Raw genomic sequence first — 24,684 nt, 5'->3', positions numbered from 1 at the left:
TAGAATAACAATAATAAAGTCGTGATTATATGAAAAAACAAATAAAACCATTCAAGCTGGAAAAGCAGAATATTGAATCATTTTATCCGCTTTCTCCTATGCAACATGTAATGGTCAGTAAGAGTTTACAAGCACACGGAGAGGGCCTGTACCATATTCAGGTTGGCTATGAAATCAAAGGAGAGCTGGATAAAAACGCCTTTCAAAATGCTTGGCTTGATGTCATAAAAAGACACGATACACTCCGAACTTGTTTTAGCCGGTTTGACAGCGCTAAACCAATGCAAGTGGTATGTAAAGAGATCCCACTTCCTTGGGTTGAGTTTGATTTGACTGACAATGCAAATCCTGAACACGCTTATGAAAATTGGCTTGCTGAAGACCGTAGCCTAGGATTTGACATTGAACGACCAGGTTTAATGCGGTTGTTGTTATTTGTAATGTCAGCAGGGAATTATCGTTTCGTTTGGAGCCATCATCATGCGATTTCAGACGGCTGGTCTGTGCCCATAGTGATTAATGATGTATTACAGGCTTATCAAGCAAGAGTACAAAAACACGTGCCAGGCTTTGCGCCGACCGTAAGTTTTAAAGCCATGATTAACTGGCTTGCTCAGCAAGATGTCGTTGAATCTGAACAATACTGGCAGCACTACTTATCAGGTTTAGAAGGTATCACAGAGCTTAAACATTATGGTTACCAGCGCGATATCTCGTCTGACAAAAGCAAACAGGCGCAGCATCGTGATTTTTATCTTAGTCACAAACTAACCGCACAAAGCGAACAGTTTGCACAGCGCTGTGGGGTCACTACGAATGTTTTGTACAGCGCTGTTTTTGGTTTGTTACTAACAAGGTATACCGCGCGTGACGATGTCATTTACGGTAATGTTACTTCTGGGCGTAATGTTGATATTGCTTTCGTTGAGAATATGGTTGGCCCATGTGTTAACACGGTGCCAGTTCGTTATCAATATCAGCATACTGATACGGTTATGCAATGGTTGCAGAAATGTTTTACTGAACAAGGGATAAGAAATAAGCATGACTTTGTATCGTTGCTGAAAATTAGTAAGTTGTTGCCTAGCGACAAGGCAGGTGAGCTATTCAATTGCTTATATGTTTTTGAAAACTATCCTAAAACAACAGAGTTGAATCAAGTCAGCGAAAATGGCGCGACAAAAAATGCTGTTAATTTTACTCCGCTGGCAAGCGAAGAAGCAAACAGTTTTCCATTTTCATTCATTGTTGCGCCAGGCGAGGAAACACAAGTTCGCATTAGCAGTAGTCGTGATAAATTCGGAATGGATTTTATTGAGCAGTTTTTTGGTGATTTTATTCATCTATTGACCCAAGTCATTGTCAGTGAACAGCAACAGCTTAGTTTAATTGGACTTAGTGATGAACAAAGTCTGAGTAGTGAGCTACAAGCTAGTGAACAACAATTCACGCATTTGGCTCAAGCTTGTGAGCACTGGGCTAATGTTGCTGCACAAAAAGTAGCGTTGGTCACTCCACAGCAAAGTATTACATATGGGCAACTACATACCTATAGCACCTATTTTGCAGAACACCTACTTCACCTTGGTGTTAATCGAGGTGACAAAGTCGCTATATACCTGTCTGAAGGGTATGAACAAGTGATTACAATGTTGGCGGTGTTGAAACTTGGCGCGTGTTATGTGCCAATCGATGTAAATAGCCCAACAGCACGCAGCCAGTATATTGCAAAAGATGCGAATGTTGCTTGTGTAGTGGCCAGTAAAAAACCTGCTTGGTGGACAGACCCTAAGAGTTTTTTGCCGTTTACGCTAGAACCAGCGGAAAAAATTGCGACTCTTCCTGCCGTCAGCGGCGAAGATATCGCGTATGTCATCTACACCTCAGGCACAACAGGAAAACCAAAGGGAGTGATGATCACGCAGCAGCAGGTAATTAGGCTTTTCAGCGCTACTGAACATGGATTTACATTTACAGATAGAGATAAATGGCTACTTTTACATTCCTTTGCCTTTGATTTTTCAGTGTGGGAGATTTGGGGGGCATGGCTATATGGCGCGCAACTTTATATACCACCAACAGGCGTTGAGCGTGACTTTGAGCGCCTGTTCGATTACCTCTATGAAAACGAGATAACAGTTTTAAACCAAACGCCATCGGCATTTTATCAACTAGCGCAAGTGGCCACTGATAGGGATCAGCAACTAGACAAGCTTCATAGCATTATATTCGGTGGAGAAAAGCTATCGCCTGCACTTTTGCGTGGCTGGGCTGCACGTTATCCACTGGAGCAAGTTGCGTTAGTTAATATGTATGGTATTACCGAGATTACGGTGCATGGAACATATTACAAATTAACATCACAAGACCTCATCTTAGGTGACAGTTGCATTGGTTTACCTTTGGCTGACTTGACTATTTTGGTACTAGATCAATCTGGCAATGCAGTGCCTCGAGGCTGTGCTGGTGAAATATGGGTGCTCGGTGCAGGTGTCAGTCAAGGGTATTTAAACCGTGAAGCGTTGACCTCCCAGAAATTTACAACTTTATTAGGTATGCCAGCCTATCGTTCGGGCGACCTCGGATATGTTAATGAACAAGGGCGGTTGGTTTATATCGGTAGGGCTGATAAGCAAATTCAGCTACGTGGCTATCGCATTGAGTTAGGCGAAGTTGAACAAGCTCTTCATAGTATTGATGGTGTTGAACAAGCTGCTGTGATTGTGGCAGGACAAGATGACAACAGTACGTTGATTGCGTTTGTGGTGGATGCGCATAATCGTGCAACTGACCATTTTGTTTCCCAGCTTCGGGCATTGCTACCTGCTTATATGTTGCCGGGGCGTATTCATTTATTGGATGCCTTGCCACGAACAATGAATGGTAAAGTGAATACGCAGTCACTTAAACAGTTGGATGAAGATGTATTAAACGCGGCTAGTGCCAGCGACATACTGACACCTCGAGAGAATGAAATTGCACTGATTTGGAGCCAGCTACTAGGCCGACCAGTCAGTAGTAAACATGCTAACTTCTTTGAGTTGGGTGGACACTCACTGATGGCCACACAGTTCGTATTTGCGTATAAAAAGGCATACAAAGCTGAGCTTCCAGCGCAGTTGGTTTTTGAGTACCCGGTTTTGGAAGAGCTTGCAAAACAAATCGAATGTATGGCTGATATCCAAGAACAATTAATTCCAACAGTGAACCGAGCCAGCTTAGTACCCTTGTCTTATTCACAGCAGCGACTGTGGTTTTTATCTCAGCTTGAAGGTGGGGAAGCAAGCTACAACTTACCTTTGGCTATGGAGATTCGAGGCCCATTGATGCTGGATGCGCTGAAATTGGCGCTGAAGGATTTAGTTGTAAGGCACACTATTTTAAGAACTAAGTTTGTAAACAATGCGGGTCACCCAGCGCAAACTATATTAGAAAATGTGAATTTGCCGATCGCATACTTTGACGTTGCCCATTGGTCAGAACAACAGTTACAAGACACACTGAACAGTGAATGCCGACGTGCGTTTTCATTTAATGATGATTTATTGATTAGAGCGACTATCTACGAACAAAATCCACAGCAGCACATATTAATGTTGGTATTACATCATATTATTACCGATGGCTGGTCTAATGGTATTTTACAAAGAGATTTGATATCGCTATATCGCGTTAGAGCGACAACAGAGACGTTGGTGCTTCCTGACCTGCCGATTCAGTATATTGATTTTGCGGCGTGGCAACGAGGTAAAAAACAAGACTTTACTGAGCAATTGAAGTATTGGCAGCAAAAACTTGCAAATATGAACGCTGTCATGCCAATGCCACTTGATGGCGAGCGTGCTGATGCTCAACACACAGGTGCTAACTTAATGACGAGTTTAAGCAAAGAGCAAGTTAAGCGCCTTGAGACGTTGGCTGCCAATCACGACGTCACCACTTTTATGGTATTACTCAGTGCGTTTCAGGCTGTGTTGTCTCACTATTGTGGAAACGACGATATTGCGCTTGGCACTGTGGTTGCAAATAGGCCTCACAGCGACCTAGAAAATGTGGTCGGATTTTTCACTAACACGCTTGTTGTGAGAGACAGAGTTGATCGGCAGCAAAGTTTTTTACATGCATTAATGCATACTAAAACCACTTTGCTCGATGCTTATAAAAATCAAGATGTACCTTTTGAGCAGGTCGTTGAGCATGTGTGTCCGAAACGCCCTGAATATGCGTCGCCGCTTGTCCAAGTTATGTTTGTACTGCAAAACGCGCAGCAGGTTCAGTTTAATGATGAGTCTGTTGAGGGTTTGGAAATATCACCCGTACCTTGGGATTACGGACAATCCAAGTTTGACTTAACAGTGTCGTTGCAAAGTGACGCAAGTGGGATGCAAATTCACTTTGAATATAAGTCTGACTTATTTTCACAAACCCGAATGCAGCGATGGTTAACAGCATACGGTGCATTGTTGGAGAATTTGTTGGAGTCGCCACAAATACCATTAGAGCAACTACTTAGCATGCACTCGGATAGTGAAGATTTCCAGCAACATGAGACTATTGATTGGGAACAAGTTTCAGTTATGACAGATGAGCAGCTACAAGATTATATCGATACATTGCCAGAAGACGCGATGCAGCAGCTATTAGAAAGGTTAGAAGAATAGAATGGAAATACTTCAAACTCGAGGTTCAGACGCGCAAAAAGCGCGCCTCAAAGCACTACTTAAGCAAAAAGCTAAAACGCAAAACTTTAAGCAGCAGCTGGCACACATAGCAAGTAGCAGTCCTGAGTCACTGGCCATTATTGCCAACCAGCAGCTTACTTATAAGCAGCTTTTCGACTTTTTGAGTCAGGCAGATAGCGATGCACTTTTACAAGGTGCTGTTGGCGAGTTTTTAGCTCAGCTCAAAACGTGGTGGCATGGTGGTTCGTGGGTGGTAAGTTCAGCGCAGTGGAATGACAATTTTAGCGTTTTTATGCGCGCGCCGCTTAATGAACACTTTGAACGGATGCAAGAGCCTGAAACACCAGGACGGCTATGGAGCAGTTATAACGGTCAATGGTACGGGTTGACTGAAGCGCAAATAAGTCAGCAGCTAACGCATATCAAACAGTGTTTTGCTATTGTGCCACAAGGAACGATAGGTATTGATTTTGCGCAACTCGATTGTGCTCGAATCATCCTCATATTTGCTGCGCTTATCAGTGGTGCGAGAGTGATAGCTCGGGGTTTTAGCGATCATACGTATCGCGCTGACGTGCTTTTCTATCAGCAGGATAACTCGCCAGAGGTATTAACTGACTCTGGGTCTATCAATAACGATACTGTGCGTTGTTATGAACAAAGTATGGGTTATTTGAGCAATGCAAAATGCTTTCTTTATCATCCCGTAATTGGTGTTTACAGCACTGATATGTGTCTAAACATGAGTGCATCCTATAAGTTAAATGTGGTTGATGAAAATGGACATTTACTTGCAAACGATGCGATGGGTCGATTTGTTGCAAATCACTCAAAAACGCTAGATAGCATTAGCATCTGCCAAGACAAGCAAAGTAAACTAAACAGTGGAATTGAATTGGGCCTAAATGGTCAGTTACAGCCCTCTGGTCAGTTTAAGATCGATATAGGTAAAAGCCGTGTAGTTGTACAAGGTGATAGCAGCATATCAGGGGCCGAAATCGCAGCCTATCTGAGCCTTCATTTGGCGTTAGATGATATTAAATATATGCATAGAAAGACCCAAAAGGGTATAATTTCAGTCGCTTATATACGTTGTAGTGATGAACGCCGAGAGTATATTAGTCAGCGCGTGAAACAGTTGCTGCCCAGTTGTTACTACCCAGACCATGTTGTATTTTTGGCGGCTTTTCCATTGCTAGTCAGTGGTGGGTACGATCTTGTTGCATTGCAAGCATTGCCTTTGGTATGTGAACAACAACTAAATGATTGGCGTGCTCAAGGACATACTGAGTTATCTTTGGTGCCCAATAAACAAAGTAATGATAGTTGTCGTCTAGTTAATCTGGATGCGTTAATGCCCGAAAAGGGTAATGCTAATGTAATAGCGCAGCTTAATGGTGAACGGCTAACAATACAAAAACCACAGATCAATTTATTAAGAGATGCACTACTGGATGCCGCAAACAGTGATAAAGGTGTCCGTTTATTGTCGCAGCATGAACAGCGAGTTAGTTATACGCAGATTGAATATAATGCTCGTTGTATTTTAAGTGCCTTGCTGGGTAAAGGTGTGGCTCCGGGCGATAAGTTGATATTCTTATTACAGAACAACGCGCATTTCATCACCTTATTCTGGGCGTGTCAGTTGGGTGGTATCGTTCCGGTTTTTTGCGAGTGGCCAAAGTGGCAAGAACGTCAGCAAGGTGCTTTAGCAAAATTACAGCATATTTCTTGTCAATTGGCTGAAAGTTTGATTATCGCCGATGAGGGGGTTTATGAACAGTTGCCGCAGCGTCAGTCATTTCAGAACTTGTGCAGTTATGCGCAATTACAGGGGGAGACACCCTGTCAGCAATTACCACAAATGTGTGAACATGACACTGCGTTGATTCTGTTAACCTCGGGTAGTACCGGCAAACCTAAAATGGTTGCACAAACACATGCAGCTGTGTTGACTCGTTCCAGAGCAACTATCAAACACAACCACTTCAACGACAGTGATATTAGTTTTAATTGGATGCCATTGGACCATGTCGGTGGTATTGTGATGTTTCACATCCGAGATACGTTCTTAGCTGCAGAACAAATTCATGCAGACACAGATCTTATTTTACAACAGCCTCTGAGCTGGTTAGATACAATCGCTGAATATCAAGTGACCATTACTTGGGCACCCAATTTTGCTTATCAATTGGTTATAGATAAGTTAAAGGCCATGAGCGGCGAATATCATTGGGATCTGAGTCGTCTTCATTTTATTCTCAATGCGGGTGAGGCTGTCATCGCTAATGCAGCCGTGCAATTCATGCGTATGTTGAAAAAATGCGGGCTGGCCCAAGATGCCATGAAGCCGACATGGGGGATGTCTGAAACATGTTCGGGAGTGGTATACAACAGAGATTTTGATGCAACACACGAAAGTGTGGACCAACCATATGTATATGTCGGACACCCAGTTCCTGAATTTTCGATTCGCATTGTTGATGAAAATGGCGAGCCTCGTTTAATGGGACAAGTGGGTGAACTACAGGTAAAAGGGCCAAATGTATTACGTGGTTATTATCTTAATGATACTGAAAACCAGCAAGCTTTCACCCAAGATCACTGGTTTAAAACCGGCGACCTTGCGCTAATAGATGAACAGCGCGGACTTGCAATTACAGGGCGTAGCAAAGAGTTAATTATTCTCAATGGGGTTAACTATTCTTGTCAGGAAGTTGAGGCTGCGATTGATCACTCTGCGTGGGTAGCTAGCAGTTATTCTGCGGCGTGCCCGGTCAAAAAGGCGGATGGTTATGAGGGAGCTGCTTTATTCGTAGTTGCTGTAAATGAGCAGAAGCCATTACGTGAACTTGCGCAATTGCTTCGGGAAACTGTGTTTGAGCACACGCGCTTAGGGCTGGATTATGTGGTGTTTCTGCAGCCCCAGCAAATTCCCAAATCAAATATCGGAAAGATCTTACGAAGCCAGTTACAACGAGATTTTGAAGCGGGTAAGTTTACCGCACAGACTCAAAGTTTCGTGAGTGATTCTCAAACTCAGCTAACACCACCACAGTGGTTTGCACAATGCGTATTGAAGCGTGCGCCATTAGCACTTGATTATTCATTGAAAAAGCCCTGTTTACATGTAGGAAAACCTTTTTTTGAAGTCTCTGAGGATGAAAAGGTCATGCCTTGGACGATGCTTTCAAACACACAGGTCAACTTACTAAGTGAATCACTGTTGAATACGCAAAGTCGCTATTTATCGATATGGGTGACAGATGAAACTCACTGGCAGCTTATAGAGTTACTCTCTGATTTGTATAAAACGTACCACGACAGTGCACTGAGAGTGTACATTTTTAGCTTGTCTGCCAGTTACGGGTTGCAGGGGCTAGTTAAAACGGTGAGCAAAGAAATGCCATTGTGGAAGCTACGTTGGGTACATGCGGATACAAACTGCCCAATGACTTGGGCACGTTACTATCAGGACGAATTGTCTGATCTGAGTACCGTCACTCAAGTGGCATATCAGCAAGGGGATCGCTACCGCGTTGGATTAAAGGCGGGCAAACCAGCGCTTTCGGAATATCCGCGCCTGCCATTTACTTTTGGCAGTACATATTTGGTTTATGGTGGTTTGAGTGCGGTGGCTCGTCCGCTAATTGAAATATTAGCAGAACGTTTTAATGCTAATGTGATCTTAGTTGGTAGGCGCAGTGCAGCGGCTGCATTTGCAGCATGGCCAACTTTAAATACACATACAAATCTTCATTACGTGCAAGTCGAAGGGCCGCTTTGTAACAATAAACTAGACCAACTCATGAACAACTTTACCAGTGGTCAGTTTCAGCCACTAGACGGGGTTATCCATGCAGCGGGAAGTTTTGCGGGCACCGATATTGCTCATGTAGACAAAACCCAGTGGCAGACCCTCACTCAATGTAAGATCGAAGATGCAAATGTACTGGCAAAGTGGCTTGAACACAGAGCTGGTTCAGAAGGTTTGTTTATCCAACTTTCATCGGTAAATGGCTATTTTGGTGGGACCGCCGTGGCAGGCTATGCCACTGCCAGTAGTTATCAAATGGCATTAAGTAGAGAGCTCAATTTACATCAACGGCTTCGCTCTTTTTGTTTGCTATTTAGTATATGGGATAAGGTCGGCATGAGCTTACAGTTGGATTCTACAGCTGCAAGTGAGGCGAATGGTTTTTATCAAATGGAACAGCATCAAGCGCTGTTGTCTATGCTGCTATGCTTGTCGACTTCACCTAGTGAATGGTGTATTGGTGTTGACCCAAGTCATCTTGCTGTGGTTGCAGAACACACACTCACGGGTGTTGCACAATTTAGCATTGCACAAAATAAAGCCGATGGTATCAGTGAATTGGATGATGATAGTGGTGTGTCATATTTACTGCGCAAGAGCAAAAATAAACGTCTTACACATGACAATATGACTGTGATGCAACAGCAGTTGTGCAAGTTGTGGGAGCAAAACCTTGGACATGTAGATTTTACCTTAGACGATAGTTACTTTGCGGTGGGTGGAAGCTCTATCAGACTAGTACAATTGCGTGAACTGTTCATAAAACAGGGTTTAACGAATGCTTCATTAGCTGATTTTTTCAAGTACCCAACCATCAGACAGTTTGCAGATTATCTAGAAAGTGACCAAGAACAAGGCACTGAACGAAAAGAAGCTACAACAGAGCGAGCATCAAAAAGAAAAGCACAGCTTGCAAGGCGTAAAAAGCAAAGGAAAGTGAATGACTAATAACGATAATAAAATTGCCATTATTGGCTGGGCAGGGCGCTTTCCAGGGGCAGCCAATATTAAGGAGTTTATTAAAAACACCTTACATGGAGATGTACAGATATGTCACTTTGATACCGAGACGTTACGAGAGCGTGGTATTGAATTAGATGCAAAGCAAAGTGAGAGCTTAGTAACGAGTTTTGGCTATTTGGATGACATATATAAATTTGATGCAGATTTTTTTGCAATGTCACCCGCAGAAGCGGGAATTATGGACCCTCAGCAACGTATGTTGCTTGAGCTGAGCTATCAGGGTTTGTGTGATGCAGGATATCCAATACAGTCAGATTTAGGTAATTGTGGCATTTACGTTGGCACAGGGGTAAGTCATCATTGGCTGAGCTCAATTTATCAAGCAGGAAGCCAAGGAACTGCGCCTGATACGCTTAGAATGTTACTCGGAAATGGCCAGGATTTTGTCGCGACCAATATTGCTTATCGACTCAATCTTGGTGGACCTAGTGTTAATATTAACACCGCTTGTTCTACGTCGTTAGTGGCTATTCATCAGGCATGTGGGGCCCTACTTAACTATGAATGCGATATGGCACTAAGCGGTGGCTCGAACGTAAATCTACAACAAGAGCGTGGCTATTTTACTGTTGAAGGTGGGATAGAATCACCCGATGGTACTTGCAGACCATTTGATGCTAAAGCAAATGGAACGGTACCTGGCAATGGTGGTGCCGTGGTCGTTTTGAAGCGTTTGGCTGATGCGATAGATGACGGTGATTTAGTGCATGCTGTTATAGCTGGGAGTGCAATAAACAATGATGGGTCAGATAAGATTGGTTTTACTGCGCCCAGCGTCACTGGACAAAGAAATGTGATTGAATCCGCGATGGCGGTTGCAGAAGTTAATCCTGAAGATATTGGTTATATCGAGGCTCATGGCACAGGCACGCACCTGGGGGACCCAGTAGAAATTCAGGGTTTAACGGAAGCGTTTGGCAGTGAAGGTAATGGTCACATGTGTGCGATTAGCTCCGTAAAAGCAAATGTGGGGCACCTTAATGCTGCAGCAGGGATTGCGGGGTTAATTCGTGCGAGTGCTTGTGTGTCAGCGGGAGTTTTGCCAAAAACAGCCAATTATCAATCTCTTAATCTTGCAATAAACCTAGCTAATACACCTTTTTATATTTCCGACAAGTATGCTCCTTGGCCAAAAGAGCCAGCGAACAGGCTGGCTGGAATAAGTAGTTTTGGCATTGGTGGTAGCAATGCACATATTATTGTTGAACAGCCTCAACCTGCGAGTAAATCGAATGAGTTTAATGCTCCAAAGCATCCTAATGTATGTGTGCTATCAGCACACTCAACAGCTGCACTAGAAAAAATGCGTAATGAGTTAGTTGAATTTATTGTCGCTGATGCGACATTAAATTTGCACGACTTAAGTTATACTTTACGCACTAGAAGAGACACTCATAAATATCGTCTGGCTTGTGGATTTACTGATCGTCAGTCTTTGCTGTCAAACTTATCCGCACAACCAATAAGTGTATCAATCACTGAACCGTCGTCACGTATTGCCTTTGTATTTTCTGGACAAGGTAGCCAGCAGGTCAATATGTACCAGAGTTTATACCGCGATAATGCCTTGTTTAAAGAGCAGGTTGATGAATGTGCTGAATTTATACATCCGTTGCTGGGTTTAGATATTCGTACGCTTATCTATCCAGAACAAGGTGGTGAAAATGATAGTGTTGGTGAAGCGCTGCTCAAAGAAACCCGATTTGCCCAACCTGCACTTTTTATCGTACAGTACGCGCTAGCAAATGTATTAATATCGAGCGGTGTTAACCCTAACGTGATGTTGGGGCATTCACTTGGAGAATATATTTGTGCCTGCATCAGCGGTGTGATGTCTAAAGAGACTGCGTTAACTTTAATCTGCGCGCGCGCTGCGGCAATGCAAGAGCAACCTGCAGGTGCGATGATAGCAGTCAGCGCCAACTTAGATGAATGTCGCAAACTGTTAAACAGCGGCATTTCAATTGCAGCGGTGAACGGTCATCAACATTTTACATTATCTGGCCCTAATGAGTTGATTGCGTATCAAGTACAACGGCTAGATGAAGCAAACATCAGATGGAAAAAGCTGGAAACATCCCACGCATATCATAGTGATATGATGGAAAGTGCGGTTGATGTATTGACAGAACTCTTTAATAAGACGGTTTTTTTCTCCCCTAACATCCCTTATGCATCTAATATTTCGGGGGAATTGATCACTACGGAACAGGTGCAAACAGCACAATATTGGTTGGCACATATTCTCAAGCCAGTGCAATTTGCCAAGGGGTTACAGTCGATCACTGAGCATTGCGACATCATGTTAGATTTAGGGCCTGGTTCGGTATTAACGTCATTACTAAAGCTAGAGCAACATCAATGTGTGTCATTATCGGGTAAAGACGAAGCCTGTTGTTTGATAGGCTTGGAAGATATGTTAGCTAAATTATGGCAGGCTGGGGTACCAGTAGACTGGCAAAAGTCTGAGGTGGGGGAAGGCCACCCAATTCGATTGCCAGATTACCCATTTACTGGCAAAGACTACTACCTGCCAGCAACTCCTGTTAACAAAAATATATCATTACAGCCAGCTGAGCAAGCCATAGGCTGTTACCGCAAAGTATTTCATCCGAGTTATTTACCGAACGGTGATTTAGCAAAAAATTCGTTACTGATTTTTTGTGAGCGAAATACGCCTTTTATTACTGAGCTGGTGTTGCAACATGGTGCGCGAGTTGTTAGTCCGAATGTTTTAGCGGGCATAGCGACAGATAGTCAGTTGACGATGAATTGGCTACACGAAGGCTGGCATACTAGCCATGACTTTGCCTCATTCGCTCATGGTCGAGCGACATTTATCATTATACAGCCTTGTGAACTACAACCGAGTGATTACGTACCGTTGCAACTGTCTTTGTTAAGGAACTTACAAGCTTCACAGCAACGTTCTATAAACAACTTAAAAACTTTGATGGTTAGTCATCAGGCCATGGCTCTGGGGTTGGAAAACAATATTTCTGTGTCTGCAGCTATGAATATTGGTTTTTGGCGTTGCGTAAAACAAGAATATAGTAGTTTAGATATTCAGTTGGTTGATATGGCAATCGATGAAGCGATACCCACAACCAAATTAATTGATTTGTTAGCCAGTGAACTTATGCATGGAGAACCTGAGCTTGCCGTTATGTGGCGTGCAGGTATGCGTTGGCTGCAGCAAGTTGAAGCGATGAAACAACACAATATGCCCTCAGCAATAAAACACGGTGGCGTGTATATCATCACAGGGGCGATGGGGAAAGTAGGCCGCCTTCTGGGTCGGTACTTGAGTGACACATATCAGGCCAAGTTGGTATTGATCTCGCGTGTCGGGTCTGCCAATTCGCATATCACAGGGTTTGAAAATACCGAACAATTTATGCTGGAAAGCATGAACTTAGATGATTTACATACTTGGCAAGCGCTGTTGAGTCGTGTCAGTGCTAAATGGGGACAAATCAATGGTCTTTTTCATTGTGCCACAACAGGAGTAAAAAGTTTTGGCTTGCTGAGCGAGATCACTACAGAGCAATGGGTAAATGAATTTGCAGCCAAAGTTGATTGTTTGGAAGTGATTCAAGCAGCAACGAGACCTTTTGAATTAGATTTTGTGCTTGTAATGTCTAGTGTCTCTGCATTATTGGGTGGTTTGGGACACAGTGCATATAGCGCCGCAAATTGCTATCAGGATGCTTTTGTTCAAAGACATAATCAGCTTGCTAGCTTTACTACTCGATGGTTAAGCATCAATTGGGATGGTTGGCAAACTGGTTTAGAGCTCAATGATGCTGATAAAGCACATGCACTTAGCGATGAAGATGGCTTGCTATTGTTAGAGCAAGCATTGGGAGATCCCAGTTCACCTGCTCAAGTTGTTGCTACTTGCTCACCGTTGCAACAGCGGATAGAAAAATGGGTCAAATTAAATAGCTTACGAACACTAAATGGTGGTGACTCTCAGGGGGATGTTACAGAGCGTATGCGCGGAATTTGGAGTCAGCTTTTTGGTGTTGTTCCTGATAGTGACCATACTGGCTTTTTCACATCGGGTGGTGACTCGATGTATGCCATGTTATTGGTCAAATCATTACAAACTGAGTTTAACTTCTCGCTTCCGATGCAAGATCTCATTGTGAATGACTTTAGTATTGTCCAGTTAGTGGAATTGGTTAAAAAAGCCAGTCATGAAGAAAGTGCAGAGGTTCTATGGCAGCCAGTGTTTCGCATGAATTCACAAAGCCATCAGCAAAAAATGATCTTTATTCACAGCGGTGGAGGAAGTGTATTGTGTTACAAAGATTTGGCAACGGCGCTTGAAGGTCATTATGAATGTTATGGTTATCGTTCTGGTTTAGAAGCTGATACTCAACAGCCTGTTTTCGAGACAATGCAGGAGCTAGCAGCAAGTTATGTTGATAATCTTCTGCTAGCCGTTCCTGAAGGCCCTTATAATCTGGCAGGGTACAGCCTCGGTGGCATTATTGCGTTTGAGATAGCATTACAGTTACAGCAACGGGCAGTGCAGGTAGAAAAGTTAGTATTGTTTGACCCATTCCCTCCATTTAGAGATGAACACGATCAAAGTTGCATGCAAATGAGCGAGGATGAATTGTTTGAAACTCTTTATTTGGCCTTATGTGAGCAGTTTGGCCTTGAACCGATAAAGCTTGAGTTGCCCAGTGGTAGCACAATAGAGCAAAAAGTAAGTGCATGTATTGAACAGCAGGGGGAGGCTAATTCGAGTTGGAAGTTTTGGGCACAGGAATATTTTCGTCACAACATTTCTCAAATGTATGCACGAAATGATTACCGACCAAACGAAAAATATAATGGTAATACGATTTTAATCCGAATAGATGATGAGAATTACCATAATGATAGAAACGATATTATAGATTTGGGTTGGTGTGAGTATACTTATAGTAAAGTTGAAGTATTTTTTACTGAAGGTCCACACAGAAGTTTGTTTAATCCGAGTCATATTAATGTGACAAAAAAGGTGTTTTTATCTTCATTGAAGTTATAAAAAGGTTTTAAATGTAGTAAATGTGATTGATGTGTAGGTTTTACTATCTATGTATTTACTGTATATTGACTTTTTTGGGCTTGTGTTATATAAAGGCTGGGCTGATTTGCTGAGAAGCATGGAATGCTGATAGCACTTTTATTAAGCATCGGCCATAGCAGTGTAAAAGTCAAAAAATTCTGTATAGATATCACATTTACATTGTCTGAATTTTATGATTGAAAGGAAATATAATAATGATAAATATAATTCTCAACGTTCTTATTTTTAATCCTCTGTACATATTCACTGAATTTTTAAATAGAAAGTTTAGTAAAGTGAAGTCCGACTATATTTGGCACGCAGAAGACATGCCATGGATGAAGGAGTTAGAAGCAAACCATAAGGTGGTTCTTAACGAATTTAATCGTTACAGAGCGTCATTATCCCGCCTTCCTGATTTGGAAGATTTAAGAACTTCAAACAATAAGGCCAATTTTGGTGACGGGCGTTGGGGCATGTTATACCTGCGTATTAATAACCAAAAAAATGATCTTCTGAGTACTCATTTCCCTGAAACAGTCAAACTTTTAGAAACACATGTTCCTGAATTATTCAGCATTCGCTTTTCATTATTAGGTGGTAATCGTAAAGAAATAACACCGCACAGAGATGGGCATAACCAATGCATAATCTGTCATCTACCTTTGGTTGTGCCAGAGGGGGAGTGTTCGATCACGATAAATGGTGTGCGCCAGCCTTGGGAAGAAGGGAAGTGTTTTGCGTTTGATGCATCGGCGTTGCATTCCGTTACAAAAGAGTCAGATGAAGAAAGGCTCGTCGTTTTAATTGATACCTTTAGGCCAGTTCCAAAATGGGTTCGGGCTTTATCTAGATTTGTTTTCAATTATCAAGTCAAAAATGCACCAGTGAAAGAAATTTTCGAACTTCACGATAAAGCACTAAATGACGCTCGATTGTAAGTTTATTTAGTGTTGTACGAGCTTTTAGGGTACTAAATACACTAAAAGCTCCTAAAAAATAACAATATACAGGAACAAGTTTGAACATGCTCTCCAATTATTTAACAATTCTGTACAGGAATATACTCAGACAATGGCTGTATTCAGCAATCAACATTGTTGGACTCACTGTGGGTTTCATTTGCTGTATTCTCATCTGGCTATTCATTCAGAATGAAACAGGCTATGACCAGAACTTCAAACAAGCAGAGCAAATTTATCGTGTAACTACGAGAGTTGAGCGTGGAGAAAACCAAGATCCGATAGTCGTTGCATTAACATCCCCCCCTGTCGGAGTATTATTAAAAAGTGATTTCGATGGCATTGCAAGTTATACCAGATTAATGATGGGCGGATTTGATCTGAAATACGAAAATAAAAGCTTTAATGAAAGAGTATATTTTGCGGATGAAAACTTTTTTGAGATATTTGAATTACCTGTATTAGCTGGTAATTTAAGCTCTGCGCTGAGTCAACCTGAAGCTGTAGTATTAACAAAAAATAAAGCGTTGAAATACTTTGGTTCAGTTGAAGCCGCGATTAATAAGAGCATGTTACTTGACAGCACACGCAATGTCATAGTCACAGCGGTGTTGGATGATCTACCAAAAAATACTCACTTGTCATTTGATGTATTACTAAGCATGCCGATGCTACAGCAATTTTTTGGTGAAGATATTCTTGAAGATTGGAATGGTCGAGCGGCCGGTTATACATATATAAAGCTACATGAAGGTCAGTCAATTTCACCTATCATGATGGGGTTACCAGAATTTATTAACAACCGACTGCCAAACCCGGAAGTTTCTCGCTTGGAAATTCAATCGATTCAAGATATCCATTTGCACTCATCACGCAAATTTGAAATGAAAAAAGGCGGCGATATTTCAGCGGTTATTACTATGGCAATAGTGGCCTTAGCAATCTTGCTTATGGCTTGTTTTAATTACATTAACCTATCTACAGCACTGGCCACCATGCGTTCGAAAGAGGTGGGTGTTCGTAAGGTATTGGGGGCTGAAAAAGGCCAGCTGGCGATGCAGTTTATTACTGAATCAGCAGTAACGTCAGTCATTTCTGCCATACTTGCTTTGATTGGTATTGTATTTTTCTTACCTTATTTTAATAGCTTCCTTTCTTTAGATATTCAGTTTGATTGGCAAAATGTAGAGTTTTGGGTTGGGTTATTCGTGATTCTGGCGGTGGTTGTTCTGCTGGGAGGTGGCTATTCGGCATTTTATCAAGCTGCTCTTAACCCTATAGTTGCACTACGTAACAGTGATTTCCAACCAGGTCGTTTTGGTGGAACTCAGCTGCGTAAGTTACTAGTCATAGTACAATTTGCCGTTTCTGTTGTACTTATGGTTGCAACGTTAGTCGTCTATCAGCAAGTGCAATTTGCGAAAAATATAGACGTAGGTTACGAGAAAGAAAATATGGTGGTTTTATATGGTGCGGGTAACCCTGCGGTACGCGACGCTTACGAAGTCATGAAATCACAATGGCAGAGCCATCCAAAGATAACAGATGTTACTGCTTCTTCGTCTACACCGCCTGTATCGTTAATGGGTCGTGTCCAGTATCGAATTCCATCAAAAAATCAACCTGAGTTTGATTATATCGCGTTTAATGCAATTGATTTTAATTACTTTTCCACCTATGGCATAAATATGGTTGCTGGTCAGGCGTTTAGCGAGCAGCGTAAAAGTGAAGCATTTACTTCTGAATCAGGAGCAGGTGTAATAATTAATGAGCGCGCTGTTGAAGTGTTGGGGTGGAAAACGCCAGCCACAGCGGTAGGCCAACAAATGATTATCAAGTCAATTGATGGCGAACGTGATGTAATGACAACTATTATTGGTGTTAGTAAAAATATTCATGTGTCGTCAGTGCATGACCCAATTCACCCTCAGGTTTATTTTGTTATGAGACCGTACATGAAGGACATAAGCATAAGGATTAATGGTGATCAGCAAGAAGCGCTAGCTCATATCAGAAATGTGTGGAAACAGAAGTTACCGAATATATCAATGATTGATGGCTTTGTAGATGTTGGTTTTGACAGTCTGTACAGGGATGAAGAGCACCGGCTCAAGTTATTTACTTGTTTTTCTATCATCGCTGTGACTATAGCACTGCTTGGATTATTTGGTCTATCGATGTTCACTGCGCAACGCAAAGTCAAAGAAATCAGTATTCGTCAGGTACTTGGTGCCGAAATGCCTGATATTATCTCTATGTTAAGCAAAGACTTTTTGAAGTTGGTAGCACTATCTAACTTGATTGGAGCACCATTAGCTTACTTTATGATGTCAAATTGGCTTAGTGAATTCTCTTACCGAATTGATTTTCCCATATTGTCTTTGATTTCGGTGATTGTTGTTACATTGATTTTGTCTTTCATCACGATTGCCTCTCAGGCTATCCGTGTAGCAAGCATACCTCCAGCGAACTCTCTAAGAGATGAGTAATAATCGGGCAGCCATCAAGGATGGCTGCCTTAAAGAGTAGTAGTATGAATATTTTTATAAGAAATTTAAGTTGGCTGACTGCATTTGCATGTTTGGCTGGCATCACTTTGTTTGCAAGCAAAAGCATACTTCAATCTTCATTAGTACCATCGGAGCAGGACAGTTTATTTTCTTCTGAACAAGCCAAGATAGAATATCAGCAAGTCGTTGTAGCAAATACTCCCCGCCCAACGGGGAGTGAGGCGAACCTGAACACAGTTAACAATATATACAGTTATCTCAAAGACCTTGGGCTTCAGGTCGAGCTACAACAGCAATTAGTATGTAATCACACCAGTTTGCAATGCAGTGAAGTAGTGAACGTTGTTGCGAGAAGTTCAAGCTATCGGGGTGAGAATTATGTACTGGTCACGACTCACCACGATACTGTACCAGCAAGCTCTGGTGACGCTGATCCTGGTGCTGGTATGATGATCGCACTTGAGCTTGCAAAGCATCGGTTAATGGATGAAGGCTTAATGCTATTGTTCACTGACGGGGAGGAAATAGGCTTGCTCGGTGCTAAAGCGTTTATTGAACATCACAGTTGGGCTAAACAGGTTAAATCCGTTATCAATTTAGAGGCAAGAGGTACGTCAGGGCCTAGTCTCATTTTTGAAACAGGAAAAGATAATTATTCAACCGTATCTGCAATGACGCAGGCATTGGTGCGGCCACTAGCCAGCTCGTTTTTTACCGGTGTTTATGAGTTGATGCCGAACAATACCGATTTTACATTGTACAAGCAAGCGGGTTACCAAGGGGCAAACTTTGCGTTTATTGGCAGCAGTGAACACTATCATACTGATGCAGACAATTTACATAACTTAAGTTTACAAAGTGTCCAGCATCAAGGCGAGAATGCGCTGCGCTTAGCCACACATATGCTTAGCAACAAGAAAAGCAACCATGATAAAGATAATCTAGCATTTTCAGATTTGTTGACAGTTAAACTGTTCAGTTGGCCTTTGGAATGGACACCGCTAATTTTGTTTATTTTTATAGGTGTGTTCTGTGTGCTGGTTTGGCATTTGGAAAAAATTAAAAGGCTAGAAATAGATGTCTTAATGTTCCAAATGTTGGTGTGGGTTGGGGTCTTATTATTGGCTGCTGTCTTTGGCTGGGGCATAGGTTTTTTTCATTTATCAGAGCACAGTACACCATATCTTATGATCGTCAGTATGTTACTGGGTCTACTGTATCCGTTGTTTAGTACGTTTGGGCGAGATAGATATAGTATTGCTTTAGTCCCGTGGCTGGGCGTGTTTTTTCTGTCACTTATATTGTTACTGGCAAACCCAAGCTTAGTTGCGCCAGTGCTACCACTGCTGGGTTTGGTTTTTGTGGTGCTAATTACCGCAGTTAAACTAAATAAGTATCCCACCTTAATGTTTATACTTTTTATTGGTGTAGCGATGGTAACCATGGTTTCTCTTTGGACCATCAGTGAACTTTTATATTTGGCCATGGGCTATCAATATCCCATAGCATTACTCGTATTGTGGACATTAGCGGGCACCTTGCTCAGTTCAAGTTTGAGCATGCTGGCTATTCCTGAGCAGGCAAAGTGGCTCAGTATCTCTGGTGCGTTTATCGTAGCTGTGCTGGCGGTTACAAATGCACAGCATACCAAAACAGATCATCTCAACTATATCAATTTGCAAAATGCAGAGGGGGAGTCTTTTCTTATTGCATTTGGCAATACACGAACTGCTCAAAATAGCAGTCATGATTTGTATCAGACACCTATGCGAGAGTATTACCCTTGGGCACCGGGTTATCTATCATACGGCTTGCCATTGCCAACTGCAGAAAGTAAGTTACCAGAGCTGTTCAACATTGTGGCACAAGATAGTGGAAAATATTTAGTTAGTATACCCACTACCACTACAACGGACAGTCTCATGTTAATAGTCCCAAAACAAAACCTTGAGGTGATCAGTATTGCAGGCGAGCATATCAAAGTGACACCGGGCCAAGGTAACCAAGTTGTTCATTTTTATAAATTGACAGATAGCTTGAAGCATATTGAACTCAGCTACAGTGGTCAACCTGATGGACATGCCTACATGGTTTTAAAAAACTGGGGGCTTGAAAACGAAGGTCTAGAGTTGCCTAGTGGAGAAAGGCTGCAATTCAGTGAAGGTGATACAACTATGCAGGTGCATAGCCTGAAGTTATAAAAAATTAAAAACAATAATATAAACATATGCAAAAGGATAAGAGGGAACGGATATGGCGGTACAAAGATTTATTGGATCATTAAGTAATGCCTACTTTAATGCTGTTCATCAAAAAGTGTTGGCAAGCTCACCCTTGTCAGGTCGGGTATTTTGGGATGCAGAGGATCTTGATTGGTTGATTGAGCTTGAAAAAAATCATCACATTATATCTGATGAACTGGCGGACTTTAAAAATGCCAGTAAGCGTAACATTGATAAAGAAGACTTGTTCCCCGGCATGACGAGTAGCTTTGGTACCCAGCCTTGGGAGCTCCTTCATCTGATGGTTTATGGTTATAAAATTGAAGCAATCGCAAAGCATTTTCCTAAAACATTGGCACTTGTTAGTCGCATAGTACCTGAATATTGCTCCGTAACTTTCTCAACAATTCCGAGTGAGCGCAAAGATATTCCTGAACACAGCGATGATAGAAATGGCACTTTAAGGATCCACTTAGGGTTGACGACACCACAGGATGGCGAGAATTTTATCAGTGTATCAGGTCAAAAGCGCTCTTGGCAGCAGGGTAAAGCTTTTGTAGCCGATGTAACCCAACCTCATTGGGTTCGAAAAACATCAGAAAATGAACGTACAATTATTATTGTCGATTTCGTGCGTCCAACCAGCAAAGCTTTAAAGTGGCTAGGGTATCGTCAATTTGCTCGTACCAAAGGGAGAAAAGTCGCTCAGGTTTTAAACCGCCAGTACCGTCAGATACTGACTACTGTGGATATGAATTAGTATGGAAATTTTAAAGTATATTCCAAACAGAGTTGACGCCATGGAGGTTGTTACATATGAGGCTAGTGAGCTATCAGAAGCACATTTTGTAGAGAATCACGTAAATCTTAACAAGCCTTGCCTGATCAAAGGAGCCGTTAGTCATTGGCCTGTAATGCAAAAGTGGCATGATATTGATTATCTGGCTGACGTAACAGGCAATCCACAAGTTAGGTTTTATGAGCACTCGAATTACTTAGATCATAAAAATATGGCGCGCCGTGAACAACAAGGAAGGTTCAAAGATGCTTTGCAGAAAATCGTAGATAACGAGGATGGCATCGTAAGCATGCCTTCAATTTTTTGTAATGCTAGCGGACCATTCTCACCATTAAAGAATGACTTAGGTAACTTTTCATTCTTGTCTAATATACCAGCGCCTCTTTATTATCCTGAGCAAAGGTTTTTTATGTATAGCGGCGCAGGTACAGCATGGCACTTTCATCAAATTGACGAAACATTGATGTGCCAAATAAAGGGAACAAAGCAGGTTGGATTATTAGCGCCAAGTTGCATTGCGTTTAAGCAATTGTATAAAGATTTGATGCAATATAAGTACCTTGATGGCCCGACATGTTTTGACAACTATAAAGATGAAATTAAGCCTTGGGAAGTTACGGTCGAGGAGGGGGATAGCCTATATATTCCGCCTTTCTGGTGGCATGGTGTGGAGCCGGTAAATAAAAATTTTGGGATCACATTAGCGCAGTGCTGGGCTTCTCCAATCTATAAGCTGGCTGACTTTAATAAGCCTATGGTACGAAAAATATGGAAAGATGCATTGCTTGATAAGGGTCTGGCTAGGTTAATTATGAAACATGGTATGCCAGCAATATTATCATCAATAAAAAACAGAAAATTAGTAGCAAATATGGAGTAGCCGGAGAGTAGCAATGAATGATAAAAATAAATATATCGTAGACAGAGGGCTCCATTGGGGAAGTTCAATCTTGATGTTAATAATACTGATGGGTACATGGGGTATATTTTACGATGTAAATGAACCAGAGAAGGTTAGACCTGACGCAATTCAGCTGCATTTTAGATTGGTAATATCCATGTTGGTATTGCTTATTATACGGTTAATCTACAGTGGAATAGGACAAAAATCTTACTCTAGATTACAGTATAAAAGTGCTAATCATGGTCGTTTAGTAAAACTAGTACATACGATTTTTTATTTAACACTGTTCTCACTGGCTGCGTCAGGTATGGTTATGTTGATAAATAGTGCTGATAGTGTTGAGCTGTTTGGGATAACGCTATTCGACTTTGCAGAGCCAGATAGAGATTTGTTTAATATGGCTATTTCAGTACATCATTTCTTAATTGATGCAGTGTGGTGGCTCATTGTTTTTCATATTGCTGGTGCTATATACAGCGACATTTAAATTCTAGTTGGAGTGAAATATGGATTATTTTAAATCGTTTGTCGTGGTTTATAACCATGAAGGTCAATATAGTATTTGGCCACAAGAAAAAGAAGTACCAAATGGTTGGACGCTAGCAGATTGCAAAGGTGATAAGGAAACCTGCCTTGCTTATATCGCAGATGTTTGGACTGATATATCACCAGTGTCTTTACAGCAAGATTTAGCTAACTCATCAAGCGACAGGGGGGATTGTGGATAAGAAGATCCAGAAAAGGAAAAGCCCTAAGCCCATCTATATTTTAGCTGGTTTGGCAGTTGTGGGGTATTTGCTTTACAACATGCTAGAAAGTTCAGCCGGTGCGGTGGAGCTTGAAAAAAGTAAACTTACCCTGAGTAAAGTGTTTGTTGGTGAGTTTAAAGACTTCGTACCTTTAAGAGGGGTTGTTAAGCCGAAGGAAACGGTATTTCTTGATGCATTAGAAGGTGGAAACGTAAAAGCCGTATTGGTTCACGATGGTGCCTATGTAGAGAAGGGGCAGGCATTACTGTCATTTAACAATACCCCCCTGATTTTGAACACTATGGCTCGAGATACGGCCATTGTAGAGCAAAGCAACCAGTTGCGCACAACGTTGCTGAATTTGGATCAAGAAACGCTGTCACTTAGAGAAGCAATTCTAAATACCAGCTATAGAATAACTCAACTAAAGCAGGATATTAAACGCATAGAGCCATTGCTCGATAGTAGCGCGGTCGCAAAGTCAAAATTTGAAGATGCTGAAAAAGAGCTAGCTTACAACAAAAATAAGCTTGTTTTGCAACAAGAGAGGCTGGACCTTCACAATAAATTGAGTGCAATTCAAGCAAAGCAAATACACAGTTCTATTGAACTGTTAGAACAAAACAGGAATCAGTTACAACAAGCACGAGATAGCTTAGTCGTTAGAGCACCCGTCGGTGGGTTCTTAACGGGCTTTGATATTACCGTTGGCGAGTCAAAGACCTCAGGAGAGCGTTTAGGACAAATTGATGTTTTGGGAGAACAAAGTAGTAACTATAAGATAGTGGCTGAAGTAGATGAATTCTACTTGTCCAAAGTCAAAAAAGGCCAACAGGGTGAAGCTTTGATTAACAATCAAAGTTATATCTTAGGTGTGGACAAAATCTATACGCAGGTGAAAAACAATAAGTTTACGGTAGATTTAACGTTCCTTGGTGATGCCCCCAGCAGCGTTAGCAATGGTCAAAGTATTGCTTTAGATTTGACGTTTCAGCACAAACAAAATGTTTTATTACTTGAGCGTGGCAGTTTTTATGATGACACGGGTGGTAATTGGGCATTTGTAGTGGATGAGTCAGGCACTTATGCGACAAAACAAGAACTAAAGGTTGGTGCCATCAATACGCAGTATATTGAGGTACTAAACGGCTTAAATGCGGGCCAACAAGTCGTTATTTCAAAATATACGAACCTGTCGGATAGAGAACGCATTAACTTTAAATTATAGAGAGGTCACAAAATGATAAAAATGCAAAACCTGTCAAAGAGTTATTTCACTGAAGATCTTGAAACTACACCTTTGAAAAGCCTAAATTTTAACATCGAAGCGGGTGATTTTGTGGCTGTAATGGGCCCTTCTGGCTGTGGTAAATCTACATTGTTGAATATTGTAGGTCTGTTAGATATTCCGACAGATGGTAGTTATGAATTTCTTAGTGAAGAAATGTCGAATAAGCAGCAAAGCCAATTGAGTAAAATTAGAAAGCAAAATATAGGGTTTATTTTTCAAAGCTTTAACCTGATAGACGAATTGACGGTTTACGAAAATATAGAGCTGCCTTTGTTGTATAGAGGTGAAGCTGCTGACCAAAGAAAGTTAAAAGTAACGCAAATACTAGAAAAAATGGGCATTGCTCACCGTGCTAGCCACTACCCAAAACAACTCTCAGGAGGCCAACAACAGAGGGTTGCGGTATGTAGAGCTTTGATCACAGAACCATCACTGATCCTAGCGGACGAACCGACGGGTAACTTAGACTCAGCAAGTGGTGAAGAAGTCATGAATACACTTGTCGAGCTTAACAAGCAAGGATGCACCATTATGATGGTTACCCACTCTGATGAACATGCGAAGTATGCGAGCCGCATAGTTCGCATGCTGGATGGACAATTTGTATCGGATGAAGCGGATCTACAAAGCAAAATTGCGTAAATAATAACAATTAGGTAG

The 24,684-nt window shown here is 41.7% G+C and carries 12 protein-coding genes; all 12 read left to right on the top strand.

Annotated features, from left to right (window positions below; genetic code table 11):
- Nucleotides 1–29: 29 nt before the first annotated feature.
- Nucleotides 30–4,661, top strand: a complete 4,632-nt coding sequence (locus tag OCI93_RS04795; RefSeq protein ID WP_261591365.1) for a non-ribosomal peptide synthetase — start codon at nucleotides 30–32, stop codon at nucleotides 4,659–4,661.
- 1 nt (nucleotide 4,662) lies between these two features.
- On the top strand, nucleotides 4,663–9,447 hold the full coding sequence (locus tag OCI93_RS04790) for an AMP-binding protein (RefSeq protein WP_261591366.1): 4,785 nt from the start codon (nucleotides 4,663–4,665) through the stop codon (nucleotides 9,445–9,447).
- Complete coding sequence (locus tag OCI93_RS04785) at nucleotides 9,440–14,566, top strand: type I polyketide synthase (protein ID WP_261625878.1); 5,127 nt, start codon at nucleotides 9,440–9,442, stop codon at nucleotides 14,564–14,566. Before OCI93_RS04790 ends, OCI93_RS04785 begins: the two co-directional genes overlap by 8 nt.
- 236 nt (nucleotides 14,567–14,802) lie before the next feature.
- Complete coding sequence (locus tag OCI93_RS04780) at nucleotides 14,803–15,528, top strand: aspartyl/asparaginyl beta-hydroxylase domain-containing protein (protein WP_261591368.1); 726 nt, start codon at nucleotides 14,803–14,805, stop codon at nucleotides 15,526–15,528.
- Between the two features lie 86 nt (nucleotides 15,529–15,614).
- Complete coding sequence (locus tag OCI93_RS04775) at nucleotides 15,615–18,038, top strand: ABC transporter permease (protein ID WP_261591533.1); 2,424 nt, start codon at nucleotides 15,615–15,617, stop codon at nucleotides 18,036–18,038.
- Between the two features lie 44 nt (nucleotides 18,039–18,082).
- A complete protein-coding gene (locus OCI93_RS04770) occupies nucleotides 18,083–20,260 on the top strand; it encodes a M28 family peptidase (protein WP_261591369.1) in 2,178 nt (725 codons plus the stop codon).
- A 52-nt stretch (nucleotides 20,261–20,312) separates the two neighbouring features.
- Nucleotides 20,313–21,041: an aspartyl/asparaginyl beta-hydroxylase domain-containing protein gene (locus OCI93_RS04765; RefSeq protein WP_261591370.1), complete on the top strand. Its 729-nt coding sequence runs from the start codon at nucleotides 20,313–20,315 to the stop codon at nucleotides 21,039–21,041.
- A 1-nt stretch (nucleotide 21,042) separates the two neighbouring features.
- Nucleotides 21,043–21,960 carry a cupin-like domain-containing protein gene (locus OCI93_RS04760; protein ID WP_261625877.1) on the top strand — a complete coding sequence of 306 codons (918 nt, stop codon included), beginning with the start codon at nucleotides 21,043–21,045 and terminating at the stop codon, nucleotides 21,958–21,960.
- Nucleotides 21,961–21,973: 13 nt separating this feature from the next.
- Entirely contained in the window at nucleotides 21,974–22,471 is a 498-nt protein-coding gene (locus OCI93_RS04755) for a cytochrome b (protein WP_261591372.1), read from the top strand.
- Between the two features lie 19 nt (nucleotides 22,472–22,490).
- On the top strand, nucleotides 22,491–22,712 hold the full coding sequence (locus tag OCI93_RS04750) for an MbtH family protein (protein ID WP_261591373.1): 222 nt from the start codon (nucleotides 22,491–22,493) through the stop codon (nucleotides 22,710–22,712).
- The gene (locus tag OCI93_RS04745; RefSeq protein WP_261591374.1) at nucleotides 22,705–23,961 is read left to right on the top strand and encodes an efflux RND transporter periplasmic adaptor subunit; all 1,257 of its coding nucleotides are present in this window, start codon (nucleotides 22,705–22,707) and stop codon (nucleotides 23,959–23,961) included. The genes OCI93_RS04750 and OCI93_RS04745 overlap by 8 nt, the downstream gene beginning before the upstream one ends.
- Nucleotides 23,962–23,973: 12 nt before the next feature.
- Nucleotides 23,974–24,666 (top strand): ABC transporter ATP-binding protein, encoded by a 693-nt coding sequence (locus tag OCI93_RS04740; protein ID WP_261591375.1) that lies wholly within the window; start codon nucleotides 23,974–23,976, stop codon nucleotides 24,664–24,666.
- The last annotated feature ends 18 nt before the right edge of the window (nucleotides 24,667–24,684 follow it).

This window comes from Pseudoalteromonas holothuriae (genome assembly GCF_945859825.1).
In the GTDB taxonomy this organism is placed as follows: domain Bacteria; phylum Pseudomonadota; class Gammaproteobacteria; order Enterobacterales; family Alteromonadaceae; genus Pseudoalteromonas; species Pseudoalteromonas holothuriae.
This window is presented reverse-complemented; position numbering and strand designations above follow the sequence as displayed.

What these genes read in the sequence shown, in the direction of transcription:
- OCI93_RS04775 (WP_261591533.1), top strand. Translation starts at nt 15,615, where the DNA reads ATGCTCTCCAATTATTTAACAATTCTGTACAGGAATATACTCAGACAA.
- OCI93_RS04790 (WP_261591366.1), top strand. Translation starts at nt 4,663, where the DNA reads ATGGAAATACTTCAAACTCGAGGTTCAGACGCGCAAAAAGCGCGCCTC.
- OCI93_RS04755 (WP_261591372.1), top strand. Translation starts at nt 21,974, where the DNA reads ATGAATGATAAAAATAAATATATCGTAGACAGAGGGCTCCATTGGGGA.
- OCI93_RS04760 (WP_261625877.1), top strand. Translation starts at nt 21,043, where the DNA reads ATGGAAATTTTAAAGTATATTCCAAACAGAGTTGACGCCATGGAGGTT.
- OCI93_RS04750 (WP_261591373.1), top strand. Translation starts at nt 22,491, where the DNA reads ATGGATTATTTTAAATCGTTTGTCGTGGTTTATAACCATGAAGGTCAA.
- OCI93_RS04770 (WP_261591369.1), top strand. Translation starts at nt 18,083, where the DNA reads ATGAATATTTTTATAAGAAATTTAAGTTGGCTGACTGCATTTGCATGT.
- OCI93_RS04780 (WP_261591368.1), top strand. Translation starts at nt 14,803, where the DNA reads ATGATAAATATAATTCTCAACGTTCTTATTTTTAATCCTCTGTACATA.
- OCI93_RS04795 (WP_261591365.1), top strand. Translation starts at nt 30, where the DNA reads ATGAAAAAACAAATAAAACCATTCAAGCTGGAAAAGCAGAATATTGAA.
- OCI93_RS04740 (WP_261591375.1), top strand. Translation starts at nt 23,974, where the DNA reads ATGATAAAAATGCAAAACCTGTCAAAGAGTTATTTCACTGAAGATCTT.
- OCI93_RS04765 (WP_261591370.1), top strand. Translation starts at nt 20,313, where the DNA reads ATGGCGGTACAAAGATTTATTGGATCATTAAGTAATGCCTACTTTAAT.
- OCI93_RS04785 (WP_261625878.1), top strand. Translation starts at nt 9,440, where the DNA reads ATGACTAATAACGATAATAAAATTGCCATTATTGGCTGGGCAGGGCGC.